Genomic DNA, 12,350 nt, shown 5'->3' with positions numbered 1-12,350 from the left:
TTACGTCAATTTCTCATTGATTATGGTACGTACAATATCAACGGCAACCGTATTGTATTTGTTGTTGGGGATAATGATATCGGCAAACTCTTTTGAGGGTTCAATGAACTGGTTATGCATGGGTTTTATGGTAGATTGATATTTTTCCAAGGTCTCGTCCAAATTCCACCCTCGCTCGTTTACATCTCTTTTTAATCTTCTGATGAGCCGTTCATCTGAATCGGCATGTACGAATATCTTGATATCGAACATATCCCTGATTTTAGCATTCGTCAAAATCAGGATGCCTTCAACGATCAATACTTGACTCGGGTAGGTAGGTATGGTTTTTTCAGTTCGGTTGCATTCCAAAAAAGAATATACCGGTTGTTGTATGGGTTTCCCCGATTTTAGAATGCTCAAATGTTCTTCCAATAAATCAAAGTCAATTGATTTTGGATGGTCAAAGTTGGTTTTTCTACGCTCGTCCAATGATAGGTGCGAAAGGTCGTTGTAGTATGAGTCTTGGGAAATAACGCCTACTTCACCATCGGGCAGTTCATCTATAATTTGATTTACAACTGTGGTTTTACCGCATCCTGTACCACCGGCAATTCCGATTATAAGCATATCGCATTGTTTGGTTCAAAAATACGGATTTGAACTTCATTTTTGTGAAAATCCCAAAATTGAACTTTTTATAACATTGGTTACCTATGGTATGGTTACTTTTGCCAGATGCAAAACGAACAGGTAAAACCAAATTTTGAATTTGTAGCCTTAATGGCCGCTTTGATGTCCATCGTTGCCTTGGCGATAGATGCCTTGTTGCCCGCTATTTCTGATATTGGGATTGCCATAGACAGTCAAGACCCTACCGATAACCAAATGCTGATTACCATGATTTTTTTAGGCCTTGGGGTGGGGCAGTTGTTTTTTGGTCCGCTGTCGGATAGTTATGGGCGAAAGCCTATGGTGTATTTGGGTTTTGTCGTTTTTATTCTTTCCAGTTTAATATGTGTTTTTGCGCCTTCCCTAGAAATTATGCTCATTGGCCGAATATTACAGGGGATAGGACTTTCGGCGGCACGTACCATTGCGATTTCCATTATTCGGGATACGTATAAAGGCGATTATATGGCAAAGATTATGTCGTTCGTCGTTGCGTTTTTTATACTCGTTCCGGTAGTGGCCCCGGCCATAGGAAAACTTATTCTCGATTTTGCCGGGTGGCAAGCTATTTTTTATTTTCAGATATTCTTTGGTTTGGTGGTTACCCTTTGGTTTTGGAAACGACAGCCCGAAACGTTGAAGCCAGAATATAAGATTCCGTTTTCTGCGAACATTTTCACAAATGGTCTAAAGGAGTTGTTGCGGTACAGGGAAACCATTGCCTGCACGATTGTATCGGGTTTTATAACGGGTGCTTTTTTGGTATACTTGAGTACGGCACAGCATATTTTTGAAAATCAATACGGTCTAAAAGAATCGTTCCCCTATATTTTTGCCGCTTTGGCATTATCAATAGGTCTTTCCACCTTTTTAAACGGTACGCTGGTACTTCGGTTTGGTATGCGTAAATTGGCTTTTATCGCTTTGTCGACTTTTACGGGTCTGGCATTTTTGTATGTGCTCTTTTTCTGGAACTCCAACAATCCCGATGTCATCGTCCTGGTGGCATTTATGTCCGTTACTTTTTTCTGCTTGGGCTTTATTTGGGGAAATATGCGTTCTATCGCGATGGAGCCCATAGGTCATATTGCAGGTATAGGTGCTGCCATAACTGGTTTTATTTCCACACTTTTTTCTATTCCTATTGCTACTTTTATCGGGGAATTTGTTGATGATACCGTACTGCCCCTTTTTGCGGGATTAGCGGTTTGCGGACTACTTTCGCTTCTCTTATTTTCTGTCTTTAGAAAACCGGCTTCAGAAGTGGTTTTAGATACATAGCAACTGACTAAAGTTTACTCTTTCTTTAAAAAATTATGGTATATAAAAATAAGGAGCAAGGCGGTAGCCCAATATATAGGCGATAAAAGTAGCAGGTGCCAAAAAAACCAAGCAATAGTAAGGCCTATTTTGTTTAAGATAAAATCAAAACTCCAAAGCTCTTTAAAAGGCGCTAGAGTATCAATATAAAATCCCCAAAGCATGAAAATGGCATAAGGTATAAGTAAGTACTTAAATATGCGAAATGCAAGCTTTAGAGATTTTTTCATAGTATGTAATATCCATAAGTATTGATTATAAGGAATTATCCATAATTTCTTTTACCACTTCTGGATTTAATAACGTACTGGTATCCCCTAGATTTGCGGTGTCCTTACTTGCTATCTTACGAAGTATTCTTCGCATGATCTTACCACTTCTGGTTTTAGGAAGCCCTGGTACAAATTGAATTTTGTCGAGCTTCGCTATAGGACCTATTTGTTCGGTTATTTGCTGGTTGATTTCCTTTTTTAGATTTTCCCTATCTCGGGTCTCACCGACCTCTTTTAAAATTACATATCCATAAAGTGCATTCCCCTTTACATCATGCGGAAAGCCAACGATAGCACTTTCTGCAACCGCTGGGTGCTCATTGATAGAATCCTCTATGGGTGCAGTGCCTAAATTATGACCCGAAACGATAATGACATCATCTACACGCCCCGTAATCCGGTAATACCCCACGGCATCACGCAAAGCGCCGTCACCCGTAAAATATTTGTTTTCGTATGCCGAAAAATAAGTATCCCTATATCTATCGTGATTGCCCCAAATCGTGCGTGCCATTGAAGGCCAAGGGAATTTGATGCACAAGCGGCCATCAACTTGATTTCCCTTGATTTCCTGCGCATTTTCATCCATCAAAGCGGGTTGAATACCAATAAACGGTAGTGTAGCATAGGTAGGGGTAGTTGGTGTCACATAGGGGATTGGGGTAATCATGATTCCGCCGGTTTCGGTTTGCCACCAAGTATCCACGATAGGACTATGTTTTTTACCTATGTTGTTATTGTACCAATGCCAAGCTTCCTCATTTATGGGTTCCCCAACAGATCCCAAAACCTTTAAGCTAGATAAGTCGTATTTTTCAACAAAATCGAGATTTTCTTTTGCTAATGCCCTAATTGCCGTTGGTGCCGTGTAAAACTGATTTACTTTATGTTTTTCTACTACTTCCCAAAACCGACCAAAATCGGGGTAGGAGGGTACCCCTTCGAACATTACGGTAGTTGCCCCGTTGGCCAAAGGCCCATAAACGATGTACGAATGTCCAGTAATCCAACCGATATCGGCCGTACACCAATACACATCTTCTTCGCGATATTGAAATACATTTTTGAACGTATAGGCCGTGTACACCATATAACCGGCGGAGGTATGCACCATTCCTTTTGGTTTTCCGGTAGAACCCGATGTGTACAGAATAAAAAGGGGGTCTTCGGCATCCATTATTTCGGCTACAAAATCGGCATAGGCGGCGTCTAAAAGCGGCTGCAACCATTTATCCCGACCTTCTTTCATATGAATTTCACTATTGATACGTTTTGCGACCAAAACCGTATCAACTCCCGGGCAGTCTTCCAAGGCATTGTCCACAATACCCTTTAAGTCGATAGTTTTTGCACCGCGGTAAGAACCATCCGACGTGATGACCATTTTACAATCGGAGTCGTTGATACGTGTCGACAATGCATTTGCGGAAAAACCTGCAAATACTACGGAATGTATGGCCCCGATACGGGCACAGGCCAAAACCGATACTGCCAACTCGGGAACCATAGGTAAATAAATGCATACTCTATCCCCTCTATTTATCCCATTTTCTTTGAGAACATTTGCCATACGGCATACTCTTTCATGTAACTGGCGATAGGTAATATGCTGTGCTTCTTCCGTTGGATCATTGGGTTCAAAAAGTATGGCCGTTTTGTCGCCCCGTGTGGGCAAGTGCCTATCCAAACAGTTTTCAGTAATATTGAGTTTGGCACCTTCGAACCATTTTACCTCGGGCTTTTTAAAATCCCAGCTCAGAACGGTATCCCATTTTTTTCGCCATACGAAATGTTCCTCTGCAATTTCTTCCCAGAAGGCTTCGGGATTGCGAACGGATTTTCGGTATACTTGATAATATTCCTCTAAGTGCTTTATGTGATAGTTGCTCATATGCTAAAAATATACTATAAAAATAAGAAGAAATTTAATGTTCCGATGCTTCTCCCGCTCCATTTGGAATTCTGATATCCTCAACGATTTCTTGTACATTGGATGGTGGCTCGGCCGTAAACTGCATAATGAGTATCGCGACCATAAAATTGGCCAACATGGCTATTGACCCGAAACCTTCGGGAGAAATTCCCCACCACCAATCGGCCTGGGTTCCTCCGCCAAACCATCCAAATTTGAACTTGAGCATATAAAATAACATCACAGCGATACCAACCACCATTCCTGCGATTGCTCCCTCTTTATTCATTTTTTTATAGAATATGCCCAAAACGATTGCCGGAAAAAATGAAGCTGCGGCCAAGCCAAAGGCCAATGCTACGGTAGCCGCTACAAATCCAGGGGGATTTATACCAAAATACCCAGCAATGATAACGGCTACAGTGGCTGCCAGTCTGGCGGCCCATAGCTCCCCTTTTTCGGATATGTTGGGTTTGAACACTTTTTTTATCAAATCATGGGAAACCGAGGATGAGATGACCAACAATAGACCAGCTGCAGTAGAAAGGGCGGCAGCCAAACCACCAGCGGCAACCAAAGCGATTACCCAAGCAGGTAGATCGGCAATTTCAGGATTGGCCAAAACCATAATGTCCCTATCAACGGTCAGTTCGTTTTTTTCCTCATCGGCTACATATTGAATTTTACCATCATTGTTTTTATCCTGAAAAACAATAAGCTTGGTTTTTTCCCATTTCGAAAACCATTCCGGCATATCGGTATATTTTTTTTCACTTACGGTATTTATCATATTGGTGCGGGCGAAAACCGCTACGGCTGGTGCCGTAGTGTACAGAATGGCAATAAGAAGCAAGGCCAACCCAGCGGATTTTCGTGCATCCTTAACCCGTTTTACCGTAAAAAACCGAACAATTACATGGGGAAGGCCAGCAGTGCCTACCATTAATGCCAGGGTAATAGTAAAAACGTCTAGTACGGATTTTTGTCCACTGGTATATTCGCTAAAGCCTAGTTCTGTGGAAAGGCCATCCAGCTTTTCCAATAGATAGGTTCCCGAACCATCATTTAAAGTAGAGCCCATTCCCAGCTGCGGAACTGGATTTCCCGTCATTTGGATGGATATGAAAATAGCCGGTACCATAAAGGCGAAAATCAACACACAATATTGAGCTACTTGGGTATACGTGATACCTTTCATTCCCCCCAGAACGGCATAAAATAATACAATGACCATACCTATGACCACACCTGTATCGATATCGACTTCCAAAAAACGGGAAAATACCAAGCCGACCCCTCGCATTTGTCCGGCAACATAAGTAAAAGAAACGATCAATGCGCAAACGACCGCAACGATACGTGCCGTTTTGGAATAATAACGATCACCTATAAAATCTGGCACTGTAAATTTTCCGAATTTCCTGAGATAGGGTGCCAATAAAAGGGCGAGGAGCACGTAACCTCCCGTCCACCCCATTAAATATACCGAGCCGTCATAACCTGCAAAAGAAATGATACCCGCCATTGAAATGAATGATGCGGCCGACATCCAATCAGCAGCAGTTGCCATTCCGTTGGCCAAAGGGGAAACGCCCCCACCAGCCACATAAAATTCTTTGGTTGAACCCGCTCTGGACCATATGGCTATGCCTATATATAGGGCAAAGGTTATCCCCACTAAAATGTACGTCCAGGTTTGAACACTCATGGTTGGTTGGTTTTCATTCTTTGTAACCTTTACTCTTCATCATACCCATATTTTTTATCCAGTTTGTTCATTAGTCTTACATACACAAAAATAAGGAGTACAAATATGTAAATCGAACCTTGCTGCGCAAACCAAAAACCAAGTTTGAAACCACCTAGTTTTACGGTATCCAACACATCTTTGAAGAGTATGCCTGCGCCATAGGAGACCAAAAACCATATGAGTAGCAGCAAAATAAGATATCTTACATTTTCTTTCCAATAGGCCGTGGCCTTTCTTTGTTTTTCGGACATTTTGGATATTTGGTTTCTAAGATAGTGATTTGGCCCAAACATTTAATTGGGAATATAAATTACCCCGCTAGAAGAATCTCTTTTCGCCCCGGTAACTGAGCTGAGCACATTTATTTCTTTTTCCAAACGCAAGACTCCCATTAAGGCGAAGACCAATGCTTCCTTAAATTCTATCATAATTTTTGACGGTACATGAACTTTTATGCTATCCCCCAATTTGTGCTGTAAGGTTTCAATCAAAAAATCATTTAGACCACCGCCCCCAGTGACTAAAAGTATGCCTTTGTCCGTATTGAGGTTCAGGCTTATCTGCTGCGCAACTTTTTCAGAGATATGGTGCACGGCGGTATGTAATAAATTTTCTACCGAATCTTTTGTACTATCAACAATAGGTGCAACCTCTTCTACAAACCATTCATAGCCTATTGATTTAGGAAAAGGCAATGCATAATATTTTAGATTGTTCAAGGCCTTTAACATATCGACGTTAACGCTTCCCGTTCTTGCCATTCCTCCGCCCTTATCATAAGCTAAGTCAATCTTTCGGGTAATATGGTTTAAAATCATGTTCGCAAGACCAATGTCATAAGCGATACGTTTGCCTTTTGCCTCAAATGAGATATTGCTTATACCTCCTAAATTGAGGCAAAAATCATAAGTACCGAAGAAAATTTGGTCACCTATGGGTACCAAAGGTGCACCTTGGCCGCCAAGTGCAACATCGTTAGACCTAAAATCGCATATGGTCATGATTTCGCATGTATTGGCTAAATGTTGGCCCGAACCTATCTGAAAAGTCAATCCGTTTTGAGGTTGGTGATGGGTTGTATGCCCATGACTAGCTACAAAGTCTACCTCTAAACTATTTTCAGTAATAAAAGTATTTACCTGCTCACCCAACCATACACCATAGGTATTATGAAGCTGTAATAAATCATCTGCTTTCAAAAAAATGGAATCCTTGAGCTCAAGTTGCATTTCTTCGCTGTAGGCAATGCTCTTGGTTTTCTTTATTTCAAATTCCCATTTATCCTTTTTTTTCCAAATATGGCAATAGCAGAGATCAAGCCCATCTAGTGAAGTGCCCGACATCATGCTTACGATTTTATATATTTTCATTTTATTGCGCGACATATATCATAGATAAAGGTTGATGATTGGTATTTACAATTTCCTTTACTTCGAGGATATTTAAATTGCTTTCTGCAAAAACCTTGGTCCAGTCCTCAAAAGTACGGGCAAACCAGGAATGGCCCTCATGAAAATTCCCGGGTAGGCCTTTCCAGGAATCGGTAAACCATTGCGAGCGATACCCTTTGCCGTTTTGCATTATAAAAGCAGGGTGCAAAGTTTGTACGATAATATAGCTTTTTGTTCGCATATGCTCTTTTGTTTTTGTAAAAAGCGATGTCATGCCTTTTTCTTGATATAGACAGAAGTTGAATACCGTTGCGTCATAAGGACTTTCCGGAATTGATTTACCATCTATGATATCTTCATAGCTCATGTGGTAATACGATTCGTTTCCCTTTTTTTGAGCTTCTGATATTAATTTTTTGGTACTGTCGATTCCGACAGCTTCTTTTCCCATAGCGGTCAACTTTCGGGTAAGCCACCCTTCACCACAACCACAATCCAAGATACGGAAAGCATTTAATCCCGACAGCGTTTCAACTATGGCTTTATTGGTAAATTGCCTCGACGGTATTGCATTGGATATAATTATCCGGTTCCACTCTTCCGCATTTTTGTCCCAAGAAGCTTGAATTTTTGTAGTCATTTTAAGTGATATTTTTAAATGTTTACCGGTAATTTACCGACCGCCTTTAGATTGCCTAAAAAGTGTTGTACGGCCACATCTTGAAATACCTTAAAATTTTGATAGACTATAACAACCGCAACAGCATTATCTATATTGATATGTTTTAGTACATATGGATTCCCAAAAAGGTAAAGTACCACATTTTTGGTACGTAAAAGGTTGCTTATAAAGATGATTTCTTGCTGCAAAAAGCCAAATGTATTCGTGGGTTTACTTTGAGGCGGTGTCAATAATAACAATACACTTTTCTCATTGGCCACTTCCGATTTGATAATTTCCAAACGCTTTATACTATCGGAATTATCCTCATCGGAATTTCTTTTCAGGGTTAAGGTACAAAAGTTGGTTTTTCTAAAATCGGCTATTTTAGCTTCATCGCCTTTGTAAAGTGTTATACTTTTTTCCGCTATTCTTCTATTAAGGTCACTGCTGTCAGTCAGTTCTGAACTTGAATTTGTTCTCAGGGCTTTTGTTTTTAAACTCCAAATTCTTTCAAAACTTTCTTCAATTTGTGCTTCGGTTGCGTTTTGCAAAATAGTTTCAATGCCTTCCCTAACATTTTCTGCAAAACAAAGTACGTCATTCCCAGCATCAAAGGCCAACCACTCCAGCTCACCCTTAATAGGGAAATCTTTTGAGACCGCATGCATGTTCAAGGCATCGGATATCACAACACCATCGTATCCCATCTGATCTCTAAGAACACCTTTGATGATATCCTTGGAAACACTGGACGAAACGGTAGCGCCATTTGCTAAGGCCGGTACGGATAGATGGCCAATCATAATTGAATCTATACCTTCTTCAATCAATTTTTGAAAGGGATATAGTTCGTTTAGAACAAGTTCTTGTTTGGGTTTATCGATTAAGGGAAGGTCTAAATGCGAGTCGGTCGCTGTATCCCCATGGCCAGGAAAGTGTTTGATACTCGTGAGGACTCCCTCACTTTGTGTTCCCCTTACAAAAGCGGATGCTTTTTTGGCTACTTTTACTTTATCGGCCCCAAAAGAGCGATATCCTATCACGGGATTATTAGGATTGCTATTAAGGTCAACACATGGGGCTAAATTCCAGTGTACTCCCGCAGCCTTACAATCTTTTGCGATATGTTGGCCAATTTTAAAAATTAAATTTTCATTGTCTTTCAACGCTCCCAATGTTATGGCGTAGGGATATTGTGGCGTGTTTTCAATGCGCATTGAGAGCCCCCATTCTGCATCAATAGCAATCAAAAGTGGGTATTTGGCCACTTTTTGATAACGTTGTATCAGTTTTTGCAGCGTTTCGAAACTGTCTTCGTTTTTAACGATTTTCTTTTTCCCTTCAAAATTGGTAGCGGCACTGGCGCGACTGTGAAAAAAGCACAGACTACCTACATGATGTTCTTTGATGAGCTTTTCTATCTCAAGTATTTCTTCTTCGGTATCATTTATAAAGGCAGCAGGCATAAAGAGTTGACCCGCCTTTTCTTTTGGGGACAATCTTTTTTTTGCCTCTATGTACTTTAGGATATCAACCATTGGTATTTTTTGATTTTTTTCCAAAATCAGCTGGATACTTGATGAATTTCATCAAGAATATAGCAGGTAAAGCAGCAATGACCACCCATATAAAAAAACCGCCATAGCCTAGCCATTCCTGCATGTAACCGCTTATCATTCCCGGTAGCATCATTCCCAGTGCCATGAAGCCCGTGGCTATTGCGTAATGTGAGGTTTTTGATTTGCCTTCGGCCACATAAATGAGATACATTAAAAAAGCGGCAAAGCCAAAGCCATAACCAAACTTCTCAAAAACCACGGTGGCTGTGACCGCTATAATGTTCGTGGTTTTGGTCAGCGCTAAAATAGCGTAAAGGATGTTGGGCACGTTGAGCGATAAAATCATGGGAAACATCCATTTTTTGAGTCCATCCCTAGAAATAAGGATACCACCAAGAATTCCGCCGATGGAGAGCATGACGACCCCGACCGTTCCGAATATAGTACCCAATTGCTCCGTTGAGTACCCAAGACCACCTTTTTCGGGTTTATCCAACAAAAATGGGGCGGCCATTTTGACCAATTGCGATTCTCCCAAGCGATAGGTTAAAATAAAAGCCAGCGCAATCCCAATATGTGGCTTTTCAAAAAAAGATTTGAATACCTCCAAAAAGCCTTTAGGTTTTTCTTGTGCTATGGCAAGGGAAGATTCGTATTTGGGAGTAGCGAAAAAATTGGAAACCGTCAACAACAACATCAAAAATGCGGCCGCTGTCATTGTAATGCTCCATGCTTTGGTGTTGTCGCCATATTTGTTTTCCAGAAATCCGGCAAGGACAACGATCAACCCTTCCCCGGTCACCATAGCGAGGCGATAAAACGTACTTCGCATGCCCACAAAAAAAGATTGCTTTTTCTCCGTCAATCCCAACATATAGTAACCATCCGAAGCGATGTCATTGGTAGCCGACGCAAAGGCGGCCATCCAAAAACAAGCTAGGGTAGTGGTAAAGAACATATTTGTGGGCAAGGTTAGGCCAACGCCCAAAAGGGCAATGGCAATTAAAAGCTGCATGGCCAAAAACCATTTGCGTTTGGTACTTTTTAAATCTACAAACGGGCTCCATAACGGTTTTAGCACCCATGGCAGATAAAGTAGGCTGGTGTATAGCCCTATATCTTCATTGCTTACCCCAAGTTTTTTGTACATGATTACCGAAACGGTGACCACTAAAACGTAGGGCAGTCCTTGCGTAAAGTACAGTATGGGCACCCACGCCCACGCTCCTTTATCTTTTTGAATCATTTGGCTTGTTTAACGGCTATTAGTATTGGTTTGCTTTCCCTTCCAAATTTATCCAAAAAAGTTATGGCTATCTGTTTCTTTCTTTTAATATGATTTTTATAAATCGAAAAGGAATCGGTACCGTTCAAGAGCTTTTTTAAGATTAATTTGTTCATGGGATAATTGGGCAATATTTCTTTTTCCGCTTCATAAATCAAGGCATATCCCTGGTTTTCCAAAGTACTGAAGTTAAATTGAACACTATCCTTAATTTTAATTTGTGAAAGATATTCAATAGCATTATCTTTTTTTTGCTGGTGTAATGGGGAAACAGGCGGTAGTGCTTTCTGCTGGTAAAAATGCCTTTTTAGTAGTCGCGTCACATCCTTATTTTTCTGCATCAAACTTTTGGCGCTAAAAAAAATATTTCCTGCTACCTGATTGTTGTTTCGGGCCAGTTTAATCTGATTTGGTATTTCTTTTTTCTTTTTCCAAGCTTTGTCGCTATTGTTTCTGATTTTATAGGTGCCATTACCAATGTATAAATTGGTATTATCACTGTTTTCGGCCCACCAGTTTACAATGGTTTTATGTGACGCCACCGGTAGGTGCATGCTCCAATAGGCTTGTGGTGCCAAATAGTCTATCCAACCTTTTTTCATCCATAACAACGGGTCTGCATATAAGTCTTCGTATGTGGTTTGGCCTGCCTTGGTATCAGAACCCTTTGGGTCTGTTGATATATTTTTCCAAACCCCGAACGGACTAATGCCAAACTGCACCCAAGGCTTTTCCGATTTAATGACCTTGTGTATGTTTTTCACCAAAGAGTCTACGTTGCTTCGTCGCCAATCTTCCAAAGCTAGGTCGGGATGGGCGTATTTCTGGTAAGCAATTGAATCTCCAAATATCTCACCTTTTATTTTGTAGGGATAAAAATAATCATCAAAATGTATGGCATCTATATCGTAGCCCTGCACAACTTCTCGCATTATCGAAACCAATTTGTCTCTTACTTGTGGTAAACCCGGATTGTAATAGTACTTTTTACCGTATTTTAACATCCATTCGGGGTGTTGGTTATAATCATGTTCGGGGCTCAAACTATCCGTTTTCAAATCAAAAGTAGCGCGATAGGGGTTGAGCCAGGCATGAAACTCCATTCCCCGTTTGTGGGTCTCATGTATCATCCATTCCAATATATCTATACCTGTATTGGGTGCTTTGCCCTCTTCCCCGGTGAGATATCTGGACCATGGGGCATGTTGCGAATCGTAAAATGCATCTCCCGCAGTACGTATTTGTACAATAGCTGCATTGAAATTTAAGTTTTCGTAAAAATCGAGAATTTTTAAATAATCTGCTTTCTGCTTTTCTACTGGGTCCTTTGCATTTTTTGGCCAATCGATATTAACGACCGTGGCTACCCAAAATCCACGAAATTCCGTTTTTGGTTGCGGAACGGATTTATAAGGGGAACATGAAAACAGCAAGCTAGCTACAACAAACAGTAGTACGTTTTTCATTTATTCAAGTATAATTAGCGGGCAAAAAAATAAAAGGCCTATCATCCAAAGTTTACATGTAGGCCTTTTAAAACTAAACT

General features: G+C 40.8%; 10 protein-coding genes. 1 reads left to right on the top strand and 9 read right to left on the bottom strand.

All coding sequences use genetic code 11. The features are described 5' to 3' along the window. A complete protein-coding gene (udk, locus tag HYG79_RS01510) occupies positions 1 to 609 on the bottom strand; it encodes a uridine kinase (RefSeq protein WP_179240413.1) in 609 nt (202 codons plus the stop codon). A 108-nt stretch (positions 610 to 717) separates the two neighbouring features. Here udk and HYG79_RS01505 point away from each other — a divergent pair, with 108 nt between their 5' ends. Then, positions 718 to 1,932: a multidrug effflux MFS transporter gene (locus HYG79_RS01505; protein ID WP_179240412.1), complete on the top strand. Its 1,215-nt coding sequence runs from the start codon at positions 718 to 720 to the stop codon at positions 1,930 to 1,932. Between the two features lie 294 nt (positions 1,933 to 2,226). Here the strand turns inward: HYG79_RS01505 and acs are convergent, their stop codons facing one another. Genes acs through HYG79_RS01465 form a run of 8 tightly spaced genes read right to left on the bottom strand, consistent with a single transcriptional unit; the run spans position 2,227 to position 12,270 of the window. Then, on the bottom strand, positions 2,227 to 4,134 hold the full coding sequence (acs, locus tag HYG79_RS01500) for an acetate--CoA ligase (RefSeq protein WP_179240411.1): 1,908 nt from the start codon (positions 4,132 to 4,134) through the stop codon (positions 2,227 to 2,229). 34 nt (positions 4,135 to 4,168) lie between these two features. Next, entirely contained in the window at positions 4,169 to 5,863 is a 1,695-nt protein-coding gene (locus HYG79_RS01495; RefSeq protein ID WP_179240410.1) for a sodium:solute symporter family protein, read from the bottom strand. Positions 5,864 to 5,892: 29 nt separating this feature from the next. Then, a complete protein-coding gene (locus HYG79_RS01490) occupies positions 5,893 to 6,156 on the bottom strand; it encodes a DUF4212 domain-containing protein (RefSeq protein ID WP_179240409.1) in 264 nt (87 codons plus the stop codon). Positions 6,157 to 6,198: 42 nt separating this feature from the next. After that, positions 6,199 to 7,275 carry an anhydro-N-acetylmuramic acid kinase gene (locus tag HYG79_RS01485; protein ID WP_179240408.1) on the bottom strand — a complete coding sequence of 359 codons (1,077 nt, stop codon included), beginning with the start codon at positions 7,273 to 7,275 and terminating at the stop codon, positions 6,199 to 6,201. A 1-nt stretch (position 7,276) separates the two neighbouring features. After that, on the bottom strand, positions 7,277 to 7,936 hold the full coding sequence (locus HYG79_RS01480; protein ID WP_179240407.1) for a class I SAM-dependent methyltransferase: 660 nt from the start codon (positions 7,934 to 7,936) through the stop codon (positions 7,277 to 7,279). Positions 7,937 to 7,950: 14 nt separating this feature from the next. Continuing rightward, complete coding sequence (locus HYG79_RS01475) at positions 7,951 to 9,498, bottom strand: glycoside hydrolase family 3 protein (protein ID WP_179240406.1); 1,548 nt, start codon at positions 9,496 to 9,498, stop codon at positions 7,951 to 7,953. Beyond that, a complete protein-coding gene (locus HYG79_RS01470) occupies positions 9,491 to 10,765 on the bottom strand; it encodes an MFS transporter (RefSeq protein WP_179240405.1) in 1,275 nt (424 codons plus the stop codon). Before HYG79_RS01470 ends, HYG79_RS01475 begins: the two co-directional genes overlap by 8 nt. Continuing rightward, complete coding sequence (locus HYG79_RS01465) at positions 10,762 to 12,270, bottom strand: glycoside hydrolase family 10 protein (protein WP_179240404.1); 1,509 nt, start codon at positions 12,268 to 12,270, stop codon at positions 10,762 to 10,764. The genes HYG79_RS01470 and HYG79_RS01465 overlap by 4 nt, the downstream gene beginning before the upstream one ends. Between the last annotated feature and the right edge of the window lie 80 nt (positions 12,271 to 12,350).

Source organism: Costertonia aggregata (assembly GCF_013402795.1).
Classification (GTDB): Bacteria; Bacteroidota; Bacteroidia; order Flavobacteriales; family Flavobacteriaceae; genus Costertonia; species Costertonia aggregata.
This window is presented reverse-complemented; position numbering and strand designations above follow the sequence as displayed.

Excerpts from the sequence above, each read along its gene's own strand:
- HYG79_RS01505 (WP_179240412.1), top strand. The coding sequence starts at position 718 with ATGCAAAACGAACAGGTAAAACCAAATTTTGAATTTGTAGCCTTAATG.
- HYG79_RS01475 (WP_179240406.1), bottom strand. The coding sequence starts at position 9,498 with ATGGTTGATATCCTAAAGTACATAGAGGCAAAAAAAAGATTGTCCCCA.
- HYG79_RS01495 (WP_179240410.1), bottom strand. The coding sequence starts at position 5,863 with ATGAGTGTTCAAACCTGGACGTACATTTTAGTGGGGATAACCTTTGCC.
- HYG79_RS01470 (WP_179240405.1), bottom strand. The coding sequence starts at position 10,765 with ATGATTCAAAAAGATAAAGGAGCGTGGGCGTGGGTGCCCATACTGTAC.
- HYG79_RS01490 (WP_179240409.1), bottom strand. The coding sequence starts at position 6,156 with ATGTCCGAAAAACAAAGAAAGGCCACGGCCTATTGGAAAGAAAATGTA.
- HYG79_RS01480 (WP_179240407.1), bottom strand. The coding sequence starts at position 7,936 with ATGACTACAAAAATTCAAGCTTCTTGGGACAAAAATGCGGAAGAGTGG.
- HYG79_RS01465 (WP_179240404.1), bottom strand. The coding sequence starts at position 12,270 with ATGAAAAACGTACTACTGTTTGTTGTAGCTAGCTTGCTGTTTTCATGT.
- HYG79_RS01485 (WP_179240408.1), bottom strand. The coding sequence starts at position 7,275 with ATGAAAATATATAAAATCGTAAGCATGATGTCGGGCACTTCACTAGAT.
- acs (WP_179240411.1), bottom strand. The coding sequence starts at position 4,134 with ATGAGCAACTATCACATAAAGCACTTAGAGGAATATTATCAAGTATAC.
- udk (WP_179240413.1), bottom strand. The coding sequence starts at position 609 with ATGCTTATAATCGGAATTGCCGGTGGTACAGGATGCGGTAAAACCACA.